Source organism: Bradyrhizobium sp. USDA 4449 (genome assembly GCF_054056275.1).
Map to the genome: position 1 here is coordinate 2,474,233 of NZ_JBSRYD010000001.1, position 24,067 is coordinate 2,498,299.

General features: G+C 64.2%; 20 protein-coding genes and 2 pseudogenes. 8 read left to right on the forward strand and 14 right to left on the reverse strand.

Translation table 11 applies throughout. The features are described from left to right. Window positions 1–109 precede the first annotated feature (109 nt). Window positions 110–1,735, forward strand: a complete 1,626-nt coding sequence (locus ACVIIW_RS11745) for a glycosyltransferase family 39 protein (RefSeq protein WP_456705136.1) — start codon at window positions 110–112, stop codon at window positions 1,733–1,735. 9 nt (window positions 1,736–1,744) lie between these two features. On the opposite strand, the gene ACVIIW_RS11750 is transcribed toward ACVIIW_RS11745, so the two are convergent. From ACVIIW_RS11750 to ACVIIW_RS11770, 5 genes are all read right to left on the reverse strand, one after another. Next, entirely contained in the window at window positions 1,745–2,062 is a 318-nt protein-coding gene (locus ACVIIW_RS11750) for an HPr family phosphocarrier protein (protein ID WP_456700892.1), read from the reverse strand. Continuing rightward, window positions 2,059–2,460: a PTS sugar transporter subunit IIA gene (locus tag ACVIIW_RS11755; RefSeq protein ID WP_007597752.1), complete on the reverse strand. Its 402-nt coding sequence runs from the start codon at window positions 2,458–2,460 to the stop codon at window positions 2,059–2,061. The genes ACVIIW_RS11750 and ACVIIW_RS11755 overlap by 4 nt, the downstream gene beginning before the upstream one ends. Window positions 2,461–2,667: 207 nt before the next feature. Next, on the reverse strand, window positions 2,668–3,132 hold the full coding sequence (locus tag ACVIIW_RS11760) for an HPr kinase/phosphorylase (RefSeq protein WP_456700893.1): 465 nt from the start codon (window positions 3,130–3,132) through the stop codon (window positions 2,668–2,670). Next, window positions 3,129–4,919 carry a stimulus-sensing domain-containing protein gene (locus ACVIIW_RS11765; RefSeq protein WP_456700894.1) on the reverse strand — a complete coding sequence of 597 codons (1,791 nt, stop codon included), beginning with the start codon at window positions 4,917–4,919 and terminating at the stop codon, window positions 3,129–3,131. The genes ACVIIW_RS11760 and ACVIIW_RS11765 overlap by 4 nt, the downstream gene beginning before the upstream one ends. Window positions 4,920–5,114: 195 nt before the next feature. Beyond that, window positions 5,115–5,816 (reverse strand): response regulator transcription factor, encoded by a 702-nt coding sequence (locus ACVIIW_RS11770; RefSeq protein ID WP_027535781.1) that lies wholly within the window; start codon window positions 5,814–5,816, stop codon window positions 5,115–5,117. Window positions 5,817–6,056: 240 nt separating this feature from the next. On the opposite strand from ACVIIW_RS11770, the gene ACVIIW_RS11775 reads away from it, so the two are divergent. The 4 genes and pseudogenes from ACVIIW_RS11775 (at window position 6,057) to ACVIIW_RS11790 (ending at window position 9,904) form a co-directional block, all read left to right on the forward strand. Next, a complete protein-coding gene (locus tag ACVIIW_RS11775) occupies window positions 6,057–6,803 on the forward strand; it encodes a HugZ family pyridoxamine 5'-phosphate oxidase (RefSeq protein ID WP_456700895.1) in 747 nt (248 codons plus the stop codon). A gap of 59 nt (window positions 6,804–6,862) precedes the next feature. Next, window positions 6,863–7,135 (forward strand): tetratricopeptide repeat protein, encoded by a 273-nt coding sequence (locus tag ACVIIW_RS11780; RefSeq protein WP_456700896.1) that lies wholly within the window; start codon window positions 6,863–6,865, stop codon window positions 7,133–7,135. Between the two features lie 154 nt (window positions 7,136–7,289). Continuing rightward, window positions 7,290–8,006, forward strand: a pseudogene (locus ACVIIW_RS11785) (CHAT domain-containing protein); the annotation flags it as partial. Window positions 8,007–8,287: 281 nt separating this feature from the next. After that, window positions 8,288–9,904 (forward strand): phosphoenolpyruvate carboxykinase, encoded by a 1,617-nt coding sequence (locus tag ACVIIW_RS11790; RefSeq protein ID WP_456700897.1) that lies wholly within the window; start codon window positions 8,288–8,290, stop codon window positions 9,902–9,904. A gap of 94 nt (window positions 9,905–9,998) precedes the next feature. Here the strand turns inward: ACVIIW_RS11790 and ACVIIW_RS11795 are convergent, their stop codons facing one another. Together ACVIIW_RS11795 and ACVIIW_RS11800 are read right to left on the reverse strand one after the other, a co-directional pair. After that, on the reverse strand, window positions 9,999–10,814 hold the full coding sequence (locus tag ACVIIW_RS11795) for an acyl-CoA thioesterase (protein WP_456700898.1): 816 nt from the start codon (window positions 10,812–10,814) through the stop codon (window positions 9,999–10,001). Window positions 10,815–10,909: 95 nt separating this feature from the next. Continuing rightward, window positions 10,910–13,435, reverse strand: coding sequence for a glycogen/starch/alpha-glucan phosphorylase (locus ACVIIW_RS11800; RefSeq protein ID WP_456700899.1), 2,526 nt, complete (start codon window positions 13,433–13,435; stop codon window positions 10,910–10,912). Window positions 13,436–13,772: 337 nt separating this feature from the next. On the opposite strand from ACVIIW_RS11800, the gene ACVIIW_RS11805 reads away from it, so the two are divergent. Further along, the gene (locus ACVIIW_RS11805) at window positions 13,773–14,204 is read left to right on the forward strand and encodes a hypothetical protein (protein WP_456700900.1); all 432 of its coding nucleotides are present in this window, start codon (window positions 13,773–13,775) and stop codon (window positions 14,202–14,204) included. A 98-nt stretch (window positions 14,205–14,302) separates the two neighbouring features. On the opposite strand, the gene ACVIIW_RS11810 is transcribed toward ACVIIW_RS11805, so the two are convergent. Both ACVIIW_RS11810 and pyrE read right to left on the reverse strand, forming a co-directional pair. Next, window positions 14,303–15,070 carry a DUF2865 domain-containing protein gene (locus tag ACVIIW_RS11810; protein ID WP_456705137.1) on the reverse strand — a complete coding sequence of 256 codons (768 nt, stop codon included), beginning with the start codon at window positions 15,068–15,070 and terminating at the stop codon, window positions 14,303–14,305. Window positions 15,071–15,238: 168 nt separating this feature from the next. Then, on the reverse strand, window positions 15,239–15,802 hold the full coding sequence (gene pyrE / locus ACVIIW_RS11815; protein ID WP_456700901.1) for an orotate phosphoribosyltransferase: 564 nt from the start codon (window positions 15,800–15,802) through the stop codon (window positions 15,239–15,241). A 174-nt stretch (window positions 15,803–15,976) separates the two neighbouring features. Here pyrE and ACVIIW_RS11820 point away from each other — a divergent pair, with 174 nt between their 5' ends. Next, a complete protein-coding gene (locus ACVIIW_RS11820; RefSeq protein ID WP_456700902.1) occupies window positions 15,977–16,603 on the forward strand; it encodes a glutathione S-transferase family protein in 627 nt (208 codons plus the stop codon). A gap of 39 nt (window positions 16,604–16,642) precedes the next feature. Here the strand turns inward: ACVIIW_RS11820 and ACVIIW_RS11825 are convergent, their stop codons facing one another. The 4 genes from ACVIIW_RS11825 to ACVIIW_RS11840 all read right to left on the reverse strand — a co-directional run bounded on the left by ACVIIW_RS11825 (window position 16,643) and on the right by ACVIIW_RS11840 (window position 21,798). Further along, window positions 16,643–17,278: a LysE family translocator gene (locus ACVIIW_RS11825; RefSeq protein WP_456700903.1), complete on the reverse strand. Its 636-nt coding sequence runs from the start codon at window positions 17,276–17,278 to the stop codon at window positions 16,643–16,645. A 96-nt stretch (window positions 17,279–17,374) separates the two neighbouring features. Beyond that, complete coding sequence (locus ACVIIW_RS11830) at window positions 17,375–17,794, reverse strand: NADPH-dependent FMN reductase (protein WP_456700904.1); 420 nt, start codon at window positions 17,792–17,794, stop codon at window positions 17,375–17,377. 10 nt (window positions 17,795–17,804) lie between these two features. Beyond that, window positions 17,805–20,855: a DNA polymerase I gene (gene polA, locus ACVIIW_RS11835; protein ID WP_456700905.1), complete on the reverse strand. Its 3,051-nt coding sequence runs from the start codon at window positions 20,853–20,855 to the stop codon at window positions 17,805–17,807. Between the two features lie 100 nt (window positions 20,856–20,955). Next, window positions 20,956–21,798: a LysR family transcriptional regulator gene (locus ACVIIW_RS11840; protein WP_456700906.1), complete on the reverse strand. Its 843-nt coding sequence runs from the start codon at window positions 21,796–21,798 to the stop codon at window positions 20,956–20,958. Between the two features lie 97 nt (window positions 21,799–21,895). Here ACVIIW_RS11840 and ACVIIW_RS11845 point away from each other — a divergent pair, with 97 nt between their 5' ends. Continuing rightward, window positions 21,896–22,867 carry a quinone oxidoreductase family protein gene (locus tag ACVIIW_RS11845; protein WP_456700907.1) on the forward strand — a complete coding sequence of 324 codons (972 nt, stop codon included), beginning with the start codon at window positions 21,896–21,898 and terminating at the stop codon, window positions 22,865–22,867. Window positions 22,868–22,872: 5 nt separating this feature from the next. Here ACVIIW_RS11845 and ACVIIW_RS11850 read toward each other — a convergent pair. Continuing rightward, window positions 22,873–23,944, reverse strand: a pseudogene (locus tag ACVIIW_RS11850) (acyltransferase family protein). Between the last annotated feature and the right edge of the window lie 123 nt (window positions 23,945–24,067).

The window sequence follows — 24,067 nt, forward strand, 5'->3', positions numbered from 1 at the left end:
CACATCCCCGTGCGGCAACCATATTGCTGTATTTTCAGGGTCTTTCTTCACGCCAAGCTGATTCCAAGCGAGGCCAAAACGCGCTACGCAAGCGCCCATGTCCAGGCTCATGTCAACGACCTCGATCCCCTCCGCCCGGGCGCGCGCGAAGACCCGCTTCAGGTTTGACCGTTTCCCGGCCTGGCTGGTTGCCTCCGCGACCCACCCCTCGGTCCGGCTCTGGCTGGTGATCGAATTCGCGATCCTGCATGCGGTGATCTGGACCTTCATCCTGATCAATCTCAAGACCGCGCAGGACGTTCACATGGACGTCGCAGAAGCCTGGGGCTGGGGCCAGAAATTCCTGTGGGGCTACGGCAAGCATCCGCCGCTGTCCGGCTGGATCGCCGGGCTCTGGTTCATGGTCTTCCCCGCCACCGACTGGGCGACCTATGCGCTCGCGATGGCGACGGCCAGTGTCGGCATGGTGATCTGCTGGCTGATCGCGCTGCGCGTGGTGGATCCGCGCCGCGCGTTCCTGGTCGTGGTGATGGTCGCGCTCTACCCGATCTTCAATTTCAAGGGGTTCAAGTACAATCCCGATCTGCTGCAGCTCGTCACCCTGCCGCTGGTCGTGCTCGCTTATCTGAATGCTTTCGAGAAGCGGAGCTGGCAGTCCGGAATCTGGCTCGGCCTCGCCGGCGCGCTGGCGCTGATGACCAAATATTGGGTGCTGACGATGATCGGCGCCATCGGCCTTGCCGCGCTGATCCATCCGCAACGGATGCGTTTCCTGCTGTCGCCGGCGCCCTGGGTCGCGATCGCGACGATGCTGGCGGCGATGATCCCGCACATCGTCTGGCTTGCGGATGCGCATTTCGTGCCGCTGACCTATGCCGGCGACACCTACAGCATCGAGGATGTCGGCCTCGTGCATCAGCTCGTGTTCGGCTATGTCCTGCACAACGCCGCGCTGCTGGCGTTGCCGGTGGCGCTTGCCGCGCTCGCAATGGCGCTGGTGCGGCCGTGGCCGACGCTGCTTGTGCGCGCACCGCTGCGTATCGTCACGCGGGCTTGGGCACGGGGGGGCAATGCGGGCGTCAATGTCTCCCAGGCGCTGAACGTCTGGCTCATCCAGGTCATCGTCGCGGCCGGGCCGCCGCTCGGCGCACTGGCCTTCGGCATCTACATCAAGACCGATTGGGGCATCTCGCTGTTCTTCCTGGTGCCGCTCGCGCTGGTCGCGATACCGGCATTGCGGGTGCAGAGGGCCGTGCTGTTCAACATCGTAGCGATCTGGCTCGTGCTCAGCGTCGCGACGCTTTTCGCTTCGCCGTGGATCGCGGCGCGCGAGATGGCGCTGAATGCGGACAACACGGCGACCTATGGCGCGCGCTCCGAGCTCGCGCGCGAGCTGACGCAAGCCTGGCATTCGCGCTTCGCCTCGCGCTGGGCGATCGTCGCCGGCACCATGGAATCAATCCAGCCGATGGTGTTCTACAGCCCCGACCATCCGGTCGCGTTCATCCCGAACGAGGCCTGGTCCTCCGGGCTGACGTCGCTTGATGAAGTCAAGAAATATGGCTTCATTGGCGTGTTCGATCCGACCGACGGTCGTCTGCCTGCATTCGAAAAATGGGTGTCGGAGATTGCGCCGAAGGCCGAGCGCATGGTGATGACGACGCGCCGCTTCACCCATGGCAAGGCCGGTCCGTCGATGACGTGGAACATCTACATCGCGCCACCGGCGAAGTGATCGAGCGGCCTAAACGCCTTCCTCGTTGAACTTGCTTTCAACGAGCTCGGTGATCGCCGCAAGCGCGGCCTCGGCGTCAGCGCCCGCAGCGGCGACCGTGATGGTCGTGCCCGGTCCCGCAGCTAACATCATCAGGCCCATGATCGAGGTGCCTCCGACGGTTTCACCGCCGCGCGTCACCCACACCTGCGCGCTGAAGCGCTCCACCGCCTGGACGAACTTCGCGGAGGCGCGGGCGTGCAGGCCTCGTTTGTTGATGATCAGGAGCTCTTTGGAAATCGCGCCCGCGGGCACGCCCGTCCCCGCTTGTGGCACGTCGTCACTCATTTGCCGGCGAGCACCCGGCTGGCGATGGTGACGTATTTGCGGCCGGCTTCCTGGGCCATCGCGATCGCGTCCGGCAGCGGACGCTCCTCGCGGACCTTGGCGAGCTTCACCAGCATGGGCAGGTTGATGCCCGCGAGCACTTCGACCTTGGGCCGGCTCATGCAGGAAATTGCGAGGTTCGATGGCGTGCCGCCGAACATGTCGGTGAGGATCGCAACGCCGTCGCCGGAATCGACGCGGTTAACCGCTTCGATAATGTCGCTTCGGCAGAGATCGGAATCATCTTCGGCGCCGATCGTAATCGCTTCGATTTGCTTTTGTGGGCCCATGACGTGTTCAAGCGCTGCCTTGAATTCGTCGGCAAGGCGCCCGTGGGTCACAAGTACTAGACCAATCATCGGAAAACTCCCGCGGGCGCTTTTGGTGCGCCGCACGAACGCGCCACTTTGACCATCCAGAGCCCTCGCGCAAGAGGGGATGTTGCGTATCTCCCTGAATCTAGACGGATCGATGAGGGGAGGTGCGCCGGTCTACTCGGTCGCGAGTGTGGGGTTCATATGGTTACCATTTCCCTTCAAACAATCGGCTGGGGGCTTAGCAGAAGGTTAACTCTTGGTAGTGGTTAAGGCCGCGACAACCAGCGGCACGGGCGAATAGCCGCGGCCAACAGGGATTCGCGGTATTTCGACACCGAAAATGGTGGTTTTCAGCGCTTCGGCCGCAGGCAGGCGCTCGACGTCGGATGCGTCGAGATCGACCACGAGGCCGACCGTCGCATGCTCCGCAAAGTCGCAGCGGCGGATTCCCAGTCCCCGGATTTCGATCAAGCCGGCCAGCGCGGGGGCGGGACGGACCTCAATTTCCTTGCCGACTGTCGCCAGATGGACACGGTCGTCGCCGACCAAAACGGCGCTTTCGACCACGCCCGCGCGCCCCGCGATGATCAAATCGAAGGCAAGGCGCGACTTACCTGCGCCCGAGGGCCCGCGGATCAGCACCGCCATGGGCCCGACCTTGACCGCGGAGGCGTGCACGCTCGGGCCGACTTCGTTCAAGGTGCCTTGGCTCATAGCGCCGGCAGCCTCACCACGAAGCGCGCGCCGGCAACGGTCGGCGCCCCGTCTTCGTCGGTGGGACCGGCGCGATTCTCGGCCCAGATGCGGCCGCCGTGGGCGTCCACGATCTGTTTGGAAATCGATAGTCCGAGGCCGGAGTTCTGGCCGAAGCCCTGGTGCGGCCGGTCGGTGTAGAAGCGCTCGAAGATGCGTTCCAGCGCATCGTCGCGGATGCCGGGGCCGTCGTCGTCGACCACGATCTCGATCTCGCCTCGCACACGGCGGCAGGTCAGGCGCACCTTGCTGCCGGCTTCCGAGAACGATTGCGCATTGGAGAGCAGGTTGGAAACCACCTGCCCGAGTCGCGAATCATGGCCCGTGACCGCGAACGTATCGGTCGGGCTGCGGCCTTCGAAGCGGGCCTCGACCGCGACGTCGTGGCCGAGCTTCGTTTCATTGGCAACCGCGACCAGCGTGCCGAGCAGCCGCCTGAGATCGACCGGGATCGCGTCCTGCCGTTGCAGCTCGGCATCGAGCCGGCTCGCGTCGGAGATATCGGAGATCAGGCGATCGAGCCGCTTGACGTCGTGCTCGATCACCTCGAGCAGTCGAGCGCGACTGCTCTCGTTGCGCGCCAGCGGCATCGTTTCGACCGCGGAGCGCAGCGAGGTCAGCGGATTCTTCAGTTCATGAGCGACGTCGGCCGCGAACATCTCGATCGCCTCGATCCGCTTGTAGAGCGCATTGGTCATGTCGCGCAGCGCGCCGGAGAGGTGGCCGATCTCGTCGCGGCGGCGGGTGAAGTCAGGTATCTCGACGCGGGACTTGATGCGGCGGCGGACGCGCTCGGCGCTGTCGGCGAGCCGGCGCACCGGACCGGCGATCGTGCTGGCGAGCAGCAGCGACAGCATGATCATGACGGCGGCCGCGACGCCGCCCACTTTAAGGATCGCCAGGCGCTCGGCTGTGACCATCTGATCGATTTCGTCACCCTGCGTCGACAGCATCAGCGCGCCATGGATGGCGCGTGAGCGCTGCACGGGGACGGCGACCGAGACGATCACCTCACCGCGCGAATTGACCCGCACCATCGAGCGTTTCTGGCCCTGGAGCGCATCGGCTACTTCCACATAGCCATTGCCGTTTTCGCGGCCGAGCTCGCGATAGAGCGGCAGGTCGCCGCGATTGAGCCAGGTGCGCACTGCGACCATCGCGCGTTCGAGCAGCCCCGGCTTGTCCGACAGCGGCGGCAGTGGAATGCCCCGCACAGTGTCGAGATCGCGGCTGTCGAGCAGCACAGTGCCGTTGGGATCGAAAATCCGCGCGCGGGTCTTTGTCGGCGAGATCAGCGTGCTCAAGACCGGCGCCACGCGCTCGGGATTGATCGGAAAATCCAGCGAATCATCCATTCCGCCGTAGCTTTCGCCCAATTTCAGGTCGAGCAGCCGCTCAGGGTCGACGGTGATTGCGTTTGTCTGCACCGTTGCCGACGCGCCGATGGCGCCGGCGATGATCTCGGCCTGCACCAGCAGGCTCTGTGCGCGCGCATCGATCAGGCCGGCGCGGAACTGCGACAGGTAAAGGATGCTCGCCACCAGCGCCACGAGGCCGGCGAGGTTGAGAGAGACGATGCGGCGGGTCAGGCTCGAGAAGGACAGCGCGAAGAAGAACTGCCCGGCGCGCTTGAGCCAATTCAACGGCCCCCAGCCGTTCACAACGGGCTTGTCGTCATGATCCGGGGCGCCGTGGGATGCGATGTCCTCGGCGTTCGAACTCTGGTCAGGCTGCGTTCGGTCCAGCAATGCTTACGCCCGCGTTAGGACAGTTCGTGCGACGGTCCTTGCATCCTAGAGCATGATCCGGAAAACTGTGCAGCGGTTTTCCGAAAGATCATGCTCAAACAATAGCCTGAAGCGCGATTGCGCTTCAGGGCATGCCCGGTTCTGATGAAATCAGAACCGGCGCAGCCCTCATCTGCTGGGAAGGCGGCAGCCGCCTCAGGCTTCCTTGAAGCGGTAGCCGACGCCGTAGAGCGTCTCGATCATCTCGAAATCGTTGTCGACCACCTTGAACTTCTTGCGCAGCCGCTTGATGTGGCTGTCGATGGTGCGGTCGTCGACATAGACCTGGTCGTCATAGGCGGCGTCCATCAGTGCGTTGCGGCTCTTGACCACGCCGGGCCGGGTCGCCAGTGCCTGCAGGATCAGAAATTCGGTGACCGTCAGCGTCACCGGCTCGTTCTTCCAGGTGCAGGTGTGCCGTTCCGGATCCATGCGCAGCAGGCCGCGATCGAGCGCCTTGGCATCGTTCTCCTTCGGTGCGACGGTCGGATCCTTCGGCGCCGAGCGGCGCAACACCGCCTTGACGCGTTCGACCAACAGGCGCTGCGAGAACGGTTTGCGGATGAAATCGTCAGCGCCCATCTTGAGGCCGAACAGCTCGTCGATCTCTTCGTCCTTGGAGGTGAGGAAGATCACCGGCAGATCGGACTTCTGCCTGAGGCGGCGAAGCGTCTCCATGCCGTCCATGCGCGGCATCTTGATGTCCAGGATGGCGAGATCGGGCTGGGTGGTGCGGAAACCGTCGAGCGCAGAGGCGCCGTCGGTGTAAGTCATGATGCGGTAGCCTTCGGCTTCCAGCGCGATCGAGACGGAGGTGAGAATGTTGCGGTCGTCGTCGACCAAAGCGATTGTGGGCATGAGCCTCTGCTTTCTGCTTTCCGTTTGGGTCGTGGCTTAAAACGGCGAGCAATCCAGTGATGCGCCGCATACATGGGTGCCGAACTGGCGTTCGAACCGGGTCACCGAGCAATGCAAGCTGGGCTGAAGTGTGACCAAGTTCCACGACACGCGGCAGATTCGCCGCATGTCGACCCATAACCGGGCTCGGGTTTACCCGAAAAAAGGCCCGCCTTGCAACCACCTGAGCTGAGAAAGCCAATGCAACCGACCCCCGATTTCGCTCCTCAAAAGCTCGCCAAATCGCTGCTGCGGCGGTCGCGGCAGGGGGCGCTCGCGACGCTGATGCCCGGCAGCGGCGACCCCTATTGTTCCCTGGTCAATCTAGCGAGCCATCCCGACGGCTCGCCGATCCTGCTGATCTCTCGGCTGGCCGTTCATACCAAAAACATTCTCGCAGATAACAGGGTTTCCCTGATGCTTGATGAGCGCGCCACCGGCGATCCACTGCAAGGCGCCCGGATCATGCTGTCCGGCCGGGCCGAGCAGGCCGAGACTGAGAAAGATCTGCTCCAGCGGCGGTATCTGAATGCCCATCCGTCGGCGGAAGCCTTTGTCTCGTTTGAGGATTTCTCGTTCTTTCGGATTCGCCTAACGGGAACCCATCTGGTCGCAGGCTTTGGCCGGATCGTCGATCTGAGGCCGGAACAATTCCTCGTCGACCTCACCGGTGCCGAGGACCTGCTGGTCGCGGAGGAAGGGGCGGTCGCGCACATGAATGCCGACCACCGTGACGCCCTGAGCCTTTACGCAACGAAGCTTCTTGGCGCGGCTGAAGGTGACTGGCGCTGCACCGGCTGCGACCCCGAAGGTCTCGACATGCAGGACGGTCAGACCGCGCTGCGGCTGGATTTTCCGGAGCGGGTCACCACCGGCACCGCGCTGCGCAAGATGCTTGTCCGGCTGGCCGGCGAAGCGCGCACCAAGATCGACCAGAAGCCCGACTAGCTCCGTCACATTGAACGCCGCCCCCGATCGCAGCGACCCAAGATCGAGAACGTCTGAGGTTGGCAGCGAGAGGGGCCGCGCTTGATCAGCGGCAGGGCCGCTTTGCGGATGCCGAACCGCTGTTCAAGCGCGCGCTGGCGATCGGCGAGAAGGTGTTGTCGCGTGAGCATCCCGATGTCGGCCAGTCGCTGAATAATCTCGCCACGCTCTATGTGAAGCAGGAGCGGTTCGCGGAGGCCGAGCCGCTGTTTCAGCGCGCGATCGCGATATTTCAGCAGGTCGGCGGTCCCGAGCATCCTGCGGTCGCGACGCTCCTGAACAATCTCGGCTAGCTTGATCGTGACTTCGGTCGCGACGCGGGGGCCGCTTGCGAGTGGTCGCGCCCGGCTGTGCGTCGTGCTGCCGATCCTGTTTGCGGCGGGTCAGCAATCGCTGCTGACACAAGACACGGCGCTGGACGGGGCGCTCGCGGCGGTCGCCAACGAGCCTGCTGATCCTCGCGCACCACGGGGCAAGATTGCCGCGCGAAGCGTCGCGACGTCAGCCTGTACCGAGTTTTGGCGCGGCGCGGGCGTAGATCGCGCGCGGCTGGCGCAGGCGCTGCCGCAACTGCCCGACACCGCGGACGAGCTGAACGCCGTGGCGAAAGACGTCGGCGCGCCCACCGCCGACATTCATCTCGGTCGTGACGCCAGCGAAACGACGCTCAAGCGCGCACCGCTTGCTCAATACAGCATCATCTACTTTGCAACCCACGGACTCGTTGCCGGTGATGTCAAGGGTGTGGGCGAACCGTCACGCGCGCTTTCGATTCCAGATCAACCGTCCGAGCTCGACGACGGTCTGCTCACGGCGAGCGAGGTCGCGCAGCTCAAGCTCAATGCAGATTGGGTGGTGCTGTCGGCCTGCAACACGATCACCGGCGACAAGCCGGGCGCCGAGGCGTTGTCGGGATTGGCGCGTGGCTTCTTCTACGCCGGCGCACGTGCGCTGCTGGTTTCGCATTGGGCAGTGGATTCGGAAGCTGCCACCCACTTGACCACCTCGACTTTCGATTTGCTCGAAAACGAACCAGAAATCGGGAGAGCCGAAGCTCTTCGGCGCGCGATGCTGGCGTATGTTGATGACACCTCCTCGCCGCGCCATGCGTATCCTGCGATATGGGGGCCATTCGCACTCATCGGCGAAGGTGCGGTCCGATAGCGCTGAGCTGCGATTGTGCGTCGCAAACATCGAGCAACACCGAAAAAGCCATTTGGTTGCGCGATCATCGATGATTTTAGCGTGACCTGCTCGGTGCGGACATGCGCGACGTTTGGCGCCCTCGTTGAATAAACCAAATCCTGCTGGATCAGCTTGGCAACGCCAGCGTTCATCAGTATTAGGTCGTCCAGCCGAGGCCGGCCGGCCTGTAATTCACGGTTGACTGCGAGGCGCTGGTGCTTGGTGGCGCCATGTGTCGCGGGTTTCTAGGAGGATTTTTCGTGCAAGAGACGGGCGTGCGCAACGGTGCCTTCGGCGCCGACAAATTCGGCTTAAAGAATCTCAAGCAAGTTCACTGGAACCTCGGCGCGCCGCAACTGTATCAGTATTCGCTCTCTGCAGGCGAGGCGGTACTCTCTGCAGATGGTTCGCTCTGCGCCGACACCGGTGAATTCACCGGCCGCAGCCCGAAGGACAAGTTCACGGTGCGTGACGCCACCACCGACAAGAAGATGTGGTGGGCCGGCAATCAGTCGATCACTGCAGAGCAGTTCGAAACGCTCTATCAGGACTTCCTCAAGCATGCCGAAGGCAAGCGCCTGTTCGCGCAGGATCTCTATGGTGGCGCCGATCCGTCCTATCGCATCAAGACGCGCGTCTTCACCGAGCTCGCCTGGCACTCGCTGTTCATCCGCACGCTGCTGATCCGCCCGGAGGCGATCGAGCTCTCGACCTTCGTGCCGGAGCTTACCATCGTCGACATGCCGAGCTTCCGAGCCGATCCCAAGCGTCACGGCTGCCGCTCGGAGAACGTCGTCGCCATCGATTTCGCCCGCAAGATCGTGCTGATCGGCGGTTCTTATTATGCCGGCGAGATGAAGAAGTCGGTCTTTACCACGCTGAACTATTACCTTCCCGAGCGCGGCGTGATGCCGATGCACTGCTCGGCGAACGTCGGCGCCAATGGCGACACCGCGATCTTCTTCGGACTGTCAGGCACGGGCAAGACCACGCTCTCGGCCGATCCGAACCGCACGCTGATCGGTGACGACGAGCACGGCTGGGGTCCGAATGGCGTGTTCAACTTCGAAGGCGGCTGCTACGCCAAGTGCATCAAGCTCTCGCGGGAAGCCGAGCCCGAGATTTACGCCGCGTCGACGCGATTCGGTGCGGTGCTCGAGAACTGCGTGCTCGACGAAGACACCCGTGTGGTCGACTTCGACAACGGCTCCAAGACCGAGAACACGCGCTCGGCCTATCCACTCGAGTTCATCCCGAACGCTTCGCGCACTGGCCGCGCGCCGCAGCCCAGGAACGTGGTGATGCTTGCCGCCGACGCCTTCGGCGTGCTGCCGCCGATCGCCAAGCTCTCACCGGCGCAGGCGATGTATCACTTCCTGTCCGGCTACACCGCGAAGGTCGCCGGCACCGAGCGCGGTCTCGGCAATGAGCCGCAACCGGAATTCTCGACCTGCTTCGGCTCGCCCTTCCTGCCGCTCGATCCATCCGTCTACGGCAACATGCTGCGCGACCTGATCGCCCAGCACAATGTCGACTGCTGGCTGGTCAACACCGGCTGGACCGGCGGCAAGTACGGCACGGGTTCGCGCATGCCGATCAAGGTGACGCGCGCGCTGCTGACCGCCGCGCTCGACGGCTCGCTGCGCAACGTCGAATTCCGCACCGACAAATATTTCGGCTTCGCAGTCCCGAACGCGCTGCCGGGCGTGCCGAGCGAGATCCTCAACCCGGTCAACACCTGGAAGGACAAGGACGAGTTCGACAAGACCGCGCGTCGCCTGGTCGGCATGTTCCAGAAGAACTTTGCCAAGTTCGAAGCCCAGGTCGACGCCGAGGTGCGTGCGGCGGCGCCGGACGTGAAGCTCGCGGCGGAGTGATTGCCCTGTCTTCAATGCAAAAGGGGCGGCCGAGAGGCCGCTCTTTTTGTTTTGTGCGCTCTTCCTTCCCCCCTTGTGGGAGAGGGTAAGACAGTCAGGCCTTGAAATACGCCATCTGCGTGCTCGTCGCGAGCAGCCGTCCGTCCGGCGACCACAGCTCGGCGTTCTGGTCGGCGTAGCTCTTGTGCATGATCTTCGAATCAGCCGTCGCGAGCACGCGCGTGATGTCCTCGGCCGCGAGCTCTTCGGCATCGGTGTGGAAATAGGTCGTCAGCGACACTGTGCCGAACGGCACCAGTTCGCGTCGTGCGTGGAAGATGCGGCCGAAGAAGGCGTCCGACATCGACATCAGCGAGAGCATGTCGAGCTTGCGCGGCTCGCGATCCGCAATCCAGATTTTCGAATAGGTGCTGGCGAGCTCGGCCTGCGGCGGCCCGAGGCGCATCTCGCCCTCGACGAAGCGGAATTCATACTGGTTGGCCCAGGACGCCTGGATGTTCGGGAACGGCAGCGTCTGCTCGAACGGCTTTGCATCCGGGGCCTTTGCCACCCTGTGCTCCCACGAGGGGCGGCGCTCGGCGAACACGGCGGTGGCGAGTGTCGCGACCTCGCCGCCGTCCTGCGACAGTTCGACGCTCCAGTGCTGGCTGGAGCGGTTGCCCTTCACCAGTCGCAGGTCGAGATCGAACGGACCCCTGGCGATCGGCGCGCAATAATTGACCGTCAGCGCCAGCGGATCGCCGGCGCGTTGCGGGTGTTCGATCAGCGCGCGCAGGATGGTCGCGGCCGTGACACCACCGAACGGGCCGACAAAGGCCCAGTAGTCGTCGCTCGTTTGCCCTTGCCAACGTGAGTCACCGGCGGTGATGCGCGTGGCGTCGTCGAAGGGGTGCGGGAGCTTGGCGTGCATGATCATGTCCGGCGTTCGATGACGGACGTCATATCACGTCCGCCGCCGGTCCGTGCAATTACCTGCGGGGTGACCGATTTCACGCTGCGGAAAAATCAGCTCGCCGCGTCCCGCATGGTCTCTGCCATCTGAAACGGTGGCGCCGCCGGATTGACCGGCACGTTCCAGATCTCCTCGGCATATTCGCGGATGGTGCGGTCGGACGAGAACCACGCCATGCGGGCGACGTTGAGGATCGAGGCGCGGGTCCAGGCCGGTGAGACCAGCCAGCGCGCATCGACCGCGCGCTGCGCCTCGTAATAGGAATCGAAATCGGCGCTGACCATGTAGTGGTCGAGATAGCGCAGCGCGTGCGCGATCGATTCGAAGCGGCCCGGATCGCCGGGCGAGAACTCGCCGGTTCCGATCGCATTGATGGCGCGCTGCAGCTTCGGCGAATTGCGGATCACGTCGGAGGCGTCCAGCCCCTGCTTGCGCCGGATCATCACGTCGCCGGCTTCCATGCCGAAGATCGCGATGTTCTCCACGCCGACCTGGTCGCGGATCTCGATGTTGGCGCCATCGAGCGTGCCGATGGTGATGGCGCCGTTGAGCGCCAGCTTCATGTTGCCGGTGCCGGATGCTTCCATGCCGGCCGTCGAGATCTGCTCCGACACGTCGGCTGCGGGGATGATCACTTCGGCAAGGCTGACATTGTAGTCGGGCAGGAAGACGACCTTGAGCTTGCCGCCGATCGCGGGATCGTTGTTGACGATTTCGGCGACGTCGTTGATCAGCTTGATGATGAGCTTGGCGTAGCGATAGCTCGCAGCCGCCTTGCCGGCAAAAATCTTCACCCGCGGCACCCAATTGCCATTCGGGTCATCCTTGATCGACTGGTACAGCGCGACGGTCTCGATGATGTTGAGCAACTGGCGCTTGTATTCGTGGATGCGCTTGATCTGCACGTCGAACAGCGCGGTCGGGTCGACCTTGATGCCGAGCCGCTCGCCGATCAGGCGCGCCAGCGCCGTCTTGTTGTGCAGCTTGACGCTCCGGAACTTTTTCTGGAATTCGACGTCGCTGGCCCGCGCCTCGATCAGCGAGAGCCGGGTCGGATCGTCGAGCACGGCTTCCCCGCAAGTCTCACGCAGCAGATCGGTGAGCTTCGGATTCGCCAGCATCAGCCAGCGGCGGAAGGTAATGCCGTTGGTCTTGTTGGTGATGCGGCCGGGATAGAGATGGTTGAGATCGTGGAACACGGTCTCGCGCATCAAATCCGAATGCATCGCCGAGACGCCGTTGATGCGGTGCGAGCCGACGAAGGCGAGCTGGCCCATGCGGACGCGACGCCCGCTCTTTTCGTCGATCAGCGAGACAGAGGCCCGGAAGTCGATGTCGCCGGGAGCGCGCGCTTCGGCCAGCGCCAGATGCTGGACGTTGATGCGATAGATGATCTCGAGATGGCGCGGCAACAGCCGCTCGAACAGCTCGACCGGCCAGGTCTCGAGTGCTTCCGGCAGCAGCGTGTGGTTGGTGTAGGAGAGCGTGGCGACGGTGATCTTCCAGGCCTCGTCCCAGCGGAAATTGTGGAGATCGACGAGGATGCGCATCAGCTCGGTGACGGCGAGGCTCGGGTGTGTGTCGTTGAGCTGCACCGCGACCTTGGACGACAGGCTGCGCAGCTGGCCGTCGGAGGCGAGATGCCGCTTGATCAGATCCTGCAGCGAGGCGGAGACGAAGAAGTATTCCTGGCGCAGCCGCAGCTCGCGACCCGCCGGGCTCTCGTCGTTCGGATAGAGGAATTTGCAGATCGCTTCCGCGCGCGACTGCTCCGCGCTGGCGCTGACATAATCGCCCGAGTTGAAGGCATCGAGCTTCAACGGATCGGGCGAGCGCGCCGACCACAGCCGCAACGCGTTGACGTGCTGGCCGCGCCAGCCGACGATCGGCGTATCATAGGCGATCGCCTGCACCGTCTCGCTCGCGTGCCAGATCGCGCGGTCGCGACCCCTGTCGTCGACATGCTCGACGCTGCCGCCGAAATTGACGTCGTAGATCACCTCGGGGCGCTGCAGTTCCCAGGGGTTGCCGAAGCCGAGCCATTCGTCCGGATATTCCTGCTGCCAGCCCTGATTGATGATCTGTCGGAACAGGCCGTAATCGTAACGGATGCCGTAGCCGATCGCGGGGATCTGCAGCGTGGCCATGCTTTCCATGAAACAGGCGGCGAGCCGCCCGAGGCCGCCATTGCCGAGCGCCGCATCGGGTTCGCATTTGCGCAACTCAGGCAGCGACACGCCGAGATCGCCGAGCGCCACATCGAAGATCTTGAGAAGGCCCATATTGTTGAGCGCATCGGTGAAGAGGCGGCCGATCAGGAATTCGAGCGAGAGATAATAGACGCGCTTGCGGCCGGCGTCGTAGCTGCGCTTTTCGGCCGAGAGCCAGCGATGCACGATGCGATCGCGCAGCGCCAGCGCTGCGGCCTGGTACCAGTCGTGCTTGGTCGCCATGCCCGCATCCTTGCCGATGGCAAGGCGCAGCTTCGCCAGGATCGCGCCCTTGATCTCCGACAGCGCGAGTTCGTCGATAGGCTGACCGGGGGCGGGGACGTTGGGTTGGAACGATTGATCTTGCAAAGCCGTCACTTCCTGGTCGACAGAAACACCATTAACACCTACGCGTATTTCTCCCGAACCGGAACCATCGCTGGTCCGGCAAGGGCACTGCGCTGCCGTAAAATTATGCAAAGAACGGGCCGCTTTGGGAACCCGGGCCAGCACGGAGGAACGCTGATTCGGTGCCGGATCGGGTACCGATTCAGCTACCGCCGGGGAAAGCCGGGACGACGAGCCCAATCGTCAGCGGCGCATCCGGAACAAATTAAGAACAATTTAGCAAGTCTTTGATATATCATTGTGATTCGGCGCCTTGCCGACACAACATCTAGGGTCTGACGTCAGTCGCGAGGACTACATGTCCACCATTGCCTTCGATCAATTTGCCCTCACCCGGATCGCCGATTTCGCGCGGTCGCTGTCACGGCTGCATCAGGCGGCGCGGCGCTATGCCGTCGATGACGACCAGTTCGACCGCGAGTTCAACGCGGTGTGCCAGTCGATCTGGGGCTACACCATCGACGACATCAGCGACGATCTGTTCGCGGCCGAGGATCACCACTTCCTCGACACGCTTGACGAAGCGCATGCGCGCATCTTCGCGGCCGAGCAGGGCTATGACCTCGTCGGCGAGACCGGCCTGCTGACCGATTGGTGGGGTTTCTGCTGGATGATCCTGGCCGAGAAGCGCGGCCTGCTGACGCCTGACAACCGTGCCGCCGCGCGTGCGGCGATCGAGGAGAAGTATCTGGCGGCGCCGAACGTGATCGGAGTGATTATCGGAAGATAGGGCCGCATCCACTGTCATTGCGAGGAGCTCGCGACAAAAATGCGAAGCAATTTTGCGCCCAAGCGCGAAGCAATGACGACTTGGATACGGTCCGGACCCTAGTCCAATCCTGCCCGCTTCGCCGACTTCGCCGTCGTCTTCGGCACATCAGTCACATCAGGCAATGCCTCGCGCACGATCTCGGCCGCCGGGGCATCGGCGGCCACTGTCTCCGCGCGCACCGGCGCCACCTTCATTTCCCCGAGTCGGGCGCGGACCTGCGCGGTGAGGCCGGGATAGGAGGCCACCGGGGTGAACTCGGCGGTCTGGTCATTGCCGAGACGAACGCCCGTATAGGCGACGAGGCCATCGCTGGTGGCGATGACGTCGCCGGCCTTCAGCGAGCCATCAAGCGTCAGATCGACCGGAGCGAGGCCTGCCGGCTCGCGGCCGTTGCAGGTGCAGTCCGCGCGCAGCGCCTTGCGATAGGCGAAGGCGTTTTCGCTGTCGGCGTAGCGCTCGCCGGTCTGGCTGTAAGCGTAATCGATCGAGGAGCCGAAAAACACTTTCGTGGTGCTGGCGGGACAGAAGGCCTGACACATCTGCGCCGGCGAGGCGAGGCCGCGCATCAGCGGAAAATATTTGCCGTCGCAGCTGCGCACGCAGAAGGCCGGGCCCGAACCGCCAGCCGACGCCGAGCGTGTCGTCGGCTGAGTGGCGGGATTCTGCTGATTGCCGAACGGATCGACGAAGGAGCTCGACGGTTGCGGAATATCCCGTTGCGGCCGCTGTTGGGCGCCGCCGAAGAAGAAGTCGAACAGGCCTTCGGCCGCAACCGGGGCCGGGCTCGCAAGCAGCGGTGCTGCAAGGGTGGCGGCCATCAGCATCGCGCAACGCCGCCGGCGCGCATGGGACACATTCGTACGCAACGCTTACTCCACCCGACGCTACTGACCTGGCCGGAACCTCTGGGGTTTCGGCACATGATTTACCATAAAGCGGGATGGTAAACGAGGAGTTGCTCCAGCTCGCTCCGCTTGCGGGGAGAGGGTAGATCACGCCTTCAGGAATTCCGAGGCCTTGTACAGCGAGCGGAACGGCAGGCCGGCCGCGCCAAATGTGTCGGTAGCACCTTCCTCGCGGTCGACCATCGTCAGCACCAGCACGACTTCCGCGCCGGTCTCGCGCACGGATTCCACGGCCTTCATCGCCGAGCCGCCTGTCGTGGTGACATCCTCGACGATCACGACGCGCTTGCCATCGAGCGTCTCGCCTTTCGGCAGACCTTCGATCGCGAGCCTGGCACCGTGCTCCTTCGGCTTCTTGCGCACGAAGAAGGCCGCGATCGGATGGCCCTTGATCCAGGAGATCTGCGCCAGCGCGCCGGCGAGCGGCACTGCGCCCATCTCGAGCCCGCCAATGAAATCGAGATTGTCGTCCTTCAGCGTCTCATAGGTCAGCTCGGCGAGCAGCGTTGCGCCCTCGGGGTCGAGCATGGTCGGCTTGAGGTTGAAGTAGAAATCGCTCTTGCGGCCCGATGCGAGCGTCACCTCGCCCCGGCCGAAGGAACGGCGGCGGATGATTTCGAACAGGCGGGCGCGGGAGGCAGATTTCGACACGGGGGTCCCTCGAACGGGGTTTTCAGAAGTGGCGGAATTTATCCGCGACGGCCGTGACATTCCAGAGGGGGGCGCCCCCGTCAACAGGGATCGGCCATCCCGGTCCGCCGGTTGTGGCTGTGCAACTATCTGGGGTAGGTGGATGCCTGGTATCCCGGGAAGGAAAACAGGCCAATGACCATCGAGCTGCACACCTGGAACACGCCGAACGGCCGCAAAATTTCGGTCGCGCTGGAGGAAATGGGACTGCCCTACAAGGTGGTCCCGGTGAACATCACCAAGGGCGAGCAGATGGCCCCGGGGTTCCTCAAGCTCTCCCCCAACAACAAGATCCCTGCGATCGTCGACCCCGAGGGCCCGGACGGCAAGCCGGTCAGCATCTTTGAATCAGGCGCGATCCTGCTCTATCTCGGCGAAAAGACCGGCAAATTCCTGCCCAAATCGCTCGGTGCGCGCATCCCCGTCTATGAATGGCTGATGTGGCAGATGGGCGGCTTCGGCCCGATCCCGGGCCAGGTGCATCATTTCATCGCGCTGGAGAACGAGCAGGACCGCGCCTACGGCTTGAAGCGCTACATGGCCGAGACGCGCCGGCTCTACGGCGTTCTGGACCGTCGCCTGGACGGGCGCGATTTCGTCGCCGGCGATCTCTCGGTCGCCGATTTCGCCATTCTGGGCTGGGCTTGGCGGCATCCCCGCCACAAGGTCGAGCTCGCCGACTTCCCCAACGTCAGGCGCTGGTACGACGCCCTGATGGCGCGCCCGGCCGTGAAGCGGGGCATGGACGCGAAGCTGGATTGATCTTCTCTTACCCTCCCCTCAAGGGGAGGGTGAGAAAGCTCACGCCTTCCGCGCTTCGACCGCCATCCGCACCGCAAGCCCGGCCAGCACTGTGCCCATCAGCCAGCGCTGCACCAGCATCCAGCTTGGCCGGCTGGCCAGGAACAGCGCGATCGATCCGGCCGCCAGCGCGATGATCGCATTGACGCTGACGCTGATCGCGATCTGGATCGCGCCCAGCACCACCGACTGCGCCAGCACGCTGCCGGCGGCGGGATCGATGAACTGTGGCAACAGCGCCAGATACAGCATCGCGATCTTCGGGTTGAGCAGATTGGTGACGAGCCCCATCGCGAACAATTTGGGCGGGCTGTCGATCGCGAGCTGCTTTACCTGGAACGGCGAGCGACCGCCCGGCTTCACCGCCTGCCAGGCGAGCCAGAGCATGTAGCCGGCGCCGGCAAAGCGCAGCGCGTCATAGGCGAAGGGAATCGCAAGCAGCAGCGCCGTGATGCCGAACGCCGCGCACAGCATGTAGAACACGAAGCCCAACGCGACGCCACCGAGCGAAACGATCCCGGCCGCCGGCCCCTGCGTGATCGAGCGCGAGATCAGATAGATCATGTTCGGTCCCGGCGTGAGCACGAGACCGAGGCAGACGAAGGCGAAGCCGAGCAAGGCTGAGGTGTGGGGCATGATCCAACCGGTGCGGGAGCGGCGCTGGTTTTAATATGCACGGCGATGCGAGGCCATCGCGCAATTGCACGGAGGACAATTCGTTTGGTCCGACGCCTAGGCCCGCGCGGTGTTGATGAAGGCCGCAAAACGCTCCATCGCCACGCGCAACGGTTCTGCGAGGGCGGGATCAGCGGCGATGCTGTGCTCGTCCCAGGCTCCGCCGAGCAGCGGCAACGTCAGGCAGGCGTCCGTGGCGAGCCGGGCCGACATCGTCTCGAGCGTCAGCGTCAGGGCGGCCAGCGCGTGTGTCGCACGCGGCGACGTGTTGATCAGCGCGACGGGCTTATCAGGAAATTGGTGGCTGCCGACAAGCCAATCGAGCGCATTCTTCAACACGCCAGAGAAAGGCAGGCCTGCAATCCCTTCGAACTGGATCACCTCGACACCATCCGGCGCGAGCCGGGCCGCTGCGCGCAACACGGCTGTGTTGCTCGAACCCGCGCGCAGGCTGCCGGACATGGCGGCGATTTTCATCGGGACGGCCCTAATGCGCCTCGTCCCAATTGTTCGCCGCGCGCGCATCGACATGCAACGGCACCGACAGCAGCACGGCCGGGAACGGTGCGTCCTGCATCACGTGTTGCACGACGGGCAACGTCGCCTCGACCTCGGCGTCGGGCACCTCGAAGATCAATTCGTCATGCACCTGCAGGAGCATCCGCGCCGAGAGCTTCTTCTGCGCCAACGCATCCTCCACCCGCGTCATCGCGCGCCGGATGATGTCGGCGGCGGTGCCTTGCAGCCGCGCGTTGATCGCGGCGCGCTCGTTGAAGGCGCGCACCGAGGCGTTGGAGGCCTTGATGTCGGGGTAGTGGCACTTGCGGCCGAACAGCGTGGTGACATAGCCGTGGTTCCGGCAGAAATCTCGCGTCTCGTCCATATAGGCGCGAATCCCGGGGAAGCGCTCGAAGTATTTCTTGATGTAGGCCGACGCCTCTTCGCGCGCGATGCCGAGCTGGTTGGCGAGGCCGAACGCCGAGATGCCGTAGATGATGCCGAAATTGATCGCCTTGGCGCGGCGGCGGATTTCGCTCGGCATGCCCTTGATCGGAACGCCGAACATTTCCGACGCGGTCATCGCGTGAATGTCGAGGCCGTCCTTGAACGCTTGTTTCAGCACGGGGATGTCGGCGATTTCGGCCAGCAGCCGCAGCTCGATCTGCGAATAGTCGGCCGAGACGAGCTTGTGGCCCGGCGTCGCGATGAAGGCGCGCCGGATCTTTCGGCCGTCCTCGGTGCGCACCGGAATGTTCTGCAAGTTCGGCTCGTTCGAGGACAGCCGGCCCGTCGTGGTCGCGGCCAGTGCGTAGGTCGTGTGCACGCGATGGGTCTGTGGGTTGACATAGGTCGGCAGTGCGTCGGTGTAGGTCGATTTCAGCTTGGAGACCTGGCGCCACTCCAGAATCTTGCGCGGAAAATCATGGCCCTGCTCGGCCAGCTCGTCGAGCACCTGCGCGGTGGTCGACCACGCGCCGGTCTTGGTCCTGGTGCCGCCTGGCAGGCCCATCTTGCCGAACAGGATGTCGCCGATCTGCTTGGGGCTGCCGACATTGACCGGCTCGCCCGCGATCTGCTGGATTTCGGCTTCGACGCGCGCCGCGGTCTGGGCGAAGTCGCCGGATAGCCGCGACAACACCTGCCGGTCGATCGAGATGCCGCGCCGTTCCATGCGCGCGAGCACCGACACCAGCGGACGCTCGAGTGTCTCGTAGACGGTGGTCATGTGCTCGGCGACGAGTCGCGGCTTCAGCACGCGCCAGACCCGCAAGGCCATGTCGGCGCCCTCGGCGGACAGCGGCGCTGCCTTGTCGATCGGCACCTGGTCGAAGGTGATCTTGCCCTTGCCGCTGCCGAGCAACTCGCTCTCCTTCAGCATGGCGTGGCCGAACCAGCGCTCCGAGAGCGATTCGATCGCATGCGAGCCGCGGCCGGCGTCGAGCACGTAGGAGATCAGCTGTGCATCGTCGGTGTTGCGCAAGGTGATGCCGTGCTGCGCCAGCATCACGGCAGTGAACTTGACGTCGAAACCGATCTTGAGAATGCCCGCCGATTCCAGCACTGGCCTCAGCGCTTCGATGGCGTCGGAATGCTTGACCTGGTCCGGCGCAAGGCCGGCGTCGAACAGGCCGGCGCCGCCGCCGGACTGCTTGTGCGCGAGCGGTACGTAGCAGGCCTCGTTCGGCGCCAGGGCCAGCGCGATGCCGCAGAGATCAGCCTGCATCGGATCGATCGAGTTTCCTCTCGTCTCGATTGCGACATGGCCGGCGTCGTGAATGCGGCTGATGAAGGCGTTGAGCTCTGTGACCGATTTGATCGCCTGGTACTTGCTGCGGTCGACCGGCAGCTTGCGCAGCGCCTCCTCGCGCGCAACCGCGAGCGAAATCGGCGCGCCCTTCGGACTCGCCGCCTTGTCCTCCTTGCCCGCCGACGTGTTGCGCTCGCTCGGCCGGGCCTGCGCCGGAGTGCCGGCCCCCGGGGCGGGCACGACGTCCGAGGGCGGCAGCGGCGAGAACACGCTGGCACCGCTCGCATAGCCGGGATCGGCATCGACGCTGGCGAGGTCGATCTGCGAATAGTCGGCGACCCGGCGCGTCAGCGTGGTGAATTCCATCGCCTTCAGGAAGGCGACCAGCTTGCGCGCGTCGGGCTCGTGAACGGCGAGATCGTCCAGCGGCACCTCCAGATCGACCTTGTCGTCGAGCAGCACGAGCTGGCGTGAGATCCGCGCCTTCTCGGCATTCTCGATCAGCGCCTCGCGCCGTTTCGGCTGCTTGATCTCGGAGGCACGGAACAGGAGCTGTTCAAGATCGCCATATTCGACGATCAGCTGCGCGGCGGTCTTTATGCCGATGCCGGGAACGCCGGGCACGTTGTCGGTGGAATCGCCGGCCAGCGCCTGCACCTCGACGACCTTCTCCGGCGGCACGCCGAACTTCTCGATCACCTCGGGAATGCCGATGCGGCGATCCTTCATGGTGTCGTACATGGTGACGCAATCGGTCACGAGCTGCATCAGGTCCTTGTCGGAGGACACGATGGTTGCGCTCGCGCCGCGCTCGCAGGCCTGGCGCACATAGGTTGCGATCAGATCGTCGGCTTCGTAGCCGACCTGTTCCAGGCAGGGCAGGTCGAAGGCGCGGACGGCTTCGCGGATCAACGAAAATTGCGGGATCAGGTCATCGGGCGCCGGCGGCCGGTGCGCCTTGTAGTCGGGATAGATCTTGTTGCGGAAGGTGACCTCCGACTTGTCGAAGACGATCGCCAGATGCGTCGGACGGTTGTCCTCGGGCATGTCGCGGAGCAGCTTCCACAGCATGTTGCAGAAACCGAGCACGGCATTGACCTGCAACCCGTCCGACTTGCGGTTCAGCGGCGGCAGCGCGTGATAGGCGCGGAAAATGTAGGAGGAACCGTCGACCAGGAAGACGTGGTCGCCTTTTCCAGCCGCCTTGGCTGCGACCGGTTTGGCAGCAGCTGTCGCGGCAGCGGGCTTGGTGTCGGCTTTGGCTGATATCTTCGAAGAGGTTTTTGGCATGGCCGCAATGTATGAATTTTTGCGGCAAAAGACAGCCTCGGCATCTAGCAATTTTGCCGACTCGCACAGACAAATCATGCGGCCGGCAAAGGCTGTGAGATCAGGCCAGGCAGCTTTCGATGAAACTTGCGACCGCGCGTATCGCGGGCGTACGGCGCAGGTCGCGATGCAGGACCAGCCAGATCTCGCGCCCGACGGGGCGCCCAGCGACGTCATGACGTTCCAGCCGTGGGTCGGGCTCGCCAAGGAATTTTGGCAACGCCGCGAGCCCAATTCCGGTCCTGGCGGCAGCGGCCTGGTTCTCCAGATCGTTGGTGCGAAGCACGATCTCGCGCGTGCCGGCGAAGCGCATCAGCCATCGCTGTTGCGGAACCTCGTCCATGCTGGAATCGTAGGCGACGAAAGCGAAAGCATGCGCGGGCGTGGCCTTCAGATAGTCGGGCGAGCCGTAGAGGGCGAACTCGAAATAGCCGACCTTGCGGGCAACCAATCCCGGCTCCGTCGGCCGCGACAGCCGAAGCGCCAGATCAGCCTCGCGGCGATTGAGTGAGGCCGTGCGCTTCTCGCCGATCAGCTTGATCCTGATGCCCGGATGCTGCTGTCGCAGCCGCACCAGCCGCGGCGCGATCAGGAGGTTGGCGAGCGACGGCGGCGCGCTGATCGTGATCTCGCCGCCGATCTCGGATTTCGAGGCCAATGCGGCGCGCTCCACCGCAAACGCCGTCTCGGCCATCGGTGCGCCGATCTCGGCAAGCCGCTTGCCGTCTTCGGTGAGCTCGTAGCTGCGCGGCCTGCGGTCCACGAGCTTGAGCGACGTGGAGGCTTCCAGGGCAGCGACGCGGCGCGCCACGGTCACATGGTCGACGTTGAGGCTCCTCGCCGCGGCAGACAAGGTGCCCTCGCGTGCGAGCGCCAGGAAGTGCTGCAGGTCGCTCCAGTCCATCTGTGCAAATTCTCACAACGTGATCTCAGTATTGAGCAGTTTCGCAGATTCGCGCGGGGTCCCATAGTCCTTCCGTCATCGACAGGAGGACTCGGACATGGCCGTGATCGTGAGATTGAAGGCACCCGGCGGCGTCGAGCAGCTCGAACTGGCGAGCGCCGATCTGCCGCCGCCGGGGTGCGGCGAAATCCGGCTGCGGCAGACCGCGATCGGCGTCAATTCCATCGACATCTATCAGCGCATCGGTCTCTATGCGCTCCCGCCCGAGCGGATTCCCGGCGTCGAGGCGGTCGGCGTCGTTGCGGCTGTTGGTACCGAGGTGACCGGCTTCGAGCCCGGGGACCGCGTCGCCTACGCGGGCGCACCGGTTGGCGCCTATGCCTCCGAGCGCAACCTGCCGGCCTGGCGCTGCGTGAAGCTTCCGGCGAGCTTGCCGGATGAGGCGGTTGCCGCAGCGTTCGTCAAGGGCATTACAGCCGACATGTTGCTCACACGCATTTTCCCCGTCGGCCGGGCTACGACGATCCTCGTGCATAGCGCAGCCGGCGGGCTCGGTCAGGTGCTGACGCGCTGGGCCAGTGCGCTCGGGGCGGTCGTGATCGGAACGGTCGGCTCGCCGGCGAAGGTCGAAATTGCCCGCGCTGCCGGGGCCTCTCACCTGATCGTCGGGCGCGACGCCGATTTCGCCGCAGCCGTCGCCGATCTCACGGCCGGACGTGGCGTCGATGTCGCCTATGACGGGGTCGGCGGGACGACGTTGCAGAAGACGCTTGGCTGCGTGCGGCCATTCGGCGTCGTTGCGAGCATCGGTCAGTCCGCCGGGCCGATCCCATCACTCAATGTCCATGATCTCGGGCCGCGGCGCAGTCTGATGCTGGCGCGGCCGAGCGTCATGGCCCACATGAACGATGCCGAGGCATACGGCCGTTCCGCCGGGCGTGTGCTGGCCGCGATGACCGACGGTGTGCTGCAGGTGAGCGGGACGGCCTACAGCCTGCGGGACGCCGCGCTGGCGCAGGCCGACCTGGAAGCCGGCCGGACGACCGGAGCCCTGTATCTCCGACCGTGAGCGGTCTATTCGGCGGCCTGCAACACCGCGCCGGCTTTGCGCGGGGCGATCCGGAATGCATCCGGGCGCTCGAACAGGAAGTCCGCGTGCAGCCGCAGCGCGGCCCGCCAGATCGCGAGCGATCCCAGCACGCCGAGAACCGTGACGATCAGCGACACCGTGCCGATGTCGGCGATGATGCCGCTGTGCAGCAGCAGCGTCCGCGTCGCCGCCATCGGCAGGAAGAAGGCGAGATAGATCACGATCGAATGCTCGCCGAAAAAGCGCAGGAAATTGCACCAATGCGCGCGTGCCAGCAGCGTGCCGATCGCGATGATTGCGCACGCACCGGCAAAGCCGAGCATGAGCGAGACGATCTTCCATTCGCTGGCGCCTGATAGGACGAGGCGCGGCATCGACCAGCGCCCACGCCGCGAGTGATGCAAGCGCAAGCGCGGGATGCTTCCTGGCGCGATCCGACAGTGCAAACACGTAAGGCGCGAACAGATAACCGGAATAGAAATAGACGAAGCGCGCGCAGAATTCGTCGATCGCGGTCCAGCCGGTCGTGACGCGGGCCGTCTCCAGCGCGGCAGCGGCCAGCCAGATCGCGAGCGGCGGGAATTGGCGTGTCACTTTCGTGACGATGAAGAAGACCGGCAACAGGTAGATGAACCAGAGCGTGCCGAACGGCTCGATGAAGGATTCGAGATACAAGAGGCCGACCTCGCGCCAGCCGGTTTCAGCGGCGAAGGCGGGCGCCTTGAAGCCGAACTGGATTGTCACCCAGACGACATAAAAATAAGCGAAATGCACCACCTTGCGGTCGAGATAGGTTCGCCAGTCCCGATCGATCACCAGCGGCAGGAACAGGCCGGAAATCAGGAAGAAGTCCGGCATCCGGAACGGCTTTGCGAAGGCCACCAGAACATGCATGAAACCGGTCTTGCCGGCGGCAAGCTCGACCCCCAGCACCGAATGCATCGTCACCACCATGACGATGCAGATGCCCTTGGCATAGTCGACCCAATCGACACGCGCGGCAGCGGAGGCTTTGAAAAGCCCCCCGCTGGCAGCTGACGTGTCCGATGCTGTCATATGTCTCTTTTCGAGGCGTGTTCCGCCCGGTATGTACGGTTGTGGGGCAGTGTGGGCCCCAGTGGTTTCCGACTTCTTTACCGATACAAATCCCGTGCCGGTTTCTGAGCGCGGGCTCTTCCT

Excerpts from the sequence above, each read along its gene's own strand:
- ACVIIW_RS11745 (WP_456705136.1), top strand. The coding sequence starts at position 110 with ATGTCAACGACCTCGATCCCCTCCGCCCGGGCGCGCGCGAAGACCCGC.
- ACVIIW_RS11750 (WP_456700892.1), bottom strand. The coding sequence starts at position 2,062 with ATGAGTGACGACGTGCCACAAGCGGGGACGGGCGTGCCCGCGGGCGCG.
- ACVIIW_RS11755 (WP_007597752.1), bottom strand. The coding sequence starts at position 2,460 with ATGATTGGTCTAGTACTTGTGACCCACGGGCGCCTTGCCGACGAATTC.
- ACVIIW_RS11760 (WP_456700893.1), bottom strand. The coding sequence starts at position 3,132 with ATGAGCCAAGGCACCTTGAACGAAGTCGGCCCGAGCGTGCACGCCTCC.
- ACVIIW_RS11770 (WP_027535781.1), bottom strand. The coding sequence starts at position 5,816 with ATGCCCACAATCGCTTTGGTCGACGACGACCGCAACATTCTCACCTCC.
- ACVIIW_RS11775 (WP_456700895.1), top strand. The coding sequence starts at position 6,057 with ATGCAACCGACCCCCGATTTCGCTCCTCAAAAGCTCGCCAAATCGCTG.
- ACVIIW_RS11795 (WP_456700898.1), bottom strand. The coding sequence starts at position 10,814 with ATGCACGCCAAGCTCCCGCACCCCTTCGACGACGCCACGCGCATCACC.
- ACVIIW_RS11805 (WP_456700900.1), top strand. The coding sequence starts at position 13,773 with ATGTCCACCATTGCCTTCGATCAATTTGCCCTCACCCGGATCGCCGAT.
- ACVIIW_RS11810 (WP_456705137.1), bottom strand. The coding sequence starts at position 15,070 with ATGCTGATGGCCGCCACCCTTGCAGCACCGCTGCTTGCGAGCCCGGCC.
- ACVIIW_RS11820 (WP_456700902.1), top strand. The coding sequence starts at position 15,977 with ATGACCATCGAGCTGCACACCTGGAACACGCCGAACGGCCGCAAAATT.
- ACVIIW_RS11825 (WP_456700903.1), bottom strand. The coding sequence starts at position 17,278 with ATGCCCCACACCTCAGCCTTGCTCGGCTTCGCCTTCGTCTGCCTCGGT.
- ACVIIW_RS11830 (WP_456700904.1), bottom strand. The coding sequence starts at position 17,794 with ATGAAAATCGCCGCCATGTCCGGCAGCCTGCGCGCGGGTTCGAGCAAC.
- polA (WP_456700905.1), bottom strand. The coding sequence starts at position 20,855 with ATGCCAAAAACCTCTTCGAAGATATCAGCCAAAGCCGACACCAAGCCC.
- ACVIIW_RS11840 (WP_456700906.1), bottom strand. The coding sequence starts at position 21,798 with ATGGACTGGAGCGACCTGCAGCACTTCCTGGCGCTCGCACGCGAGGGC.
- ACVIIW_RS11845 (WP_456700907.1), top strand. The coding sequence starts at position 21,896 with ATGGCCGTGATCGTGAGATTGAAGGCACCCGGCGGCGTCGAGCAGCTC.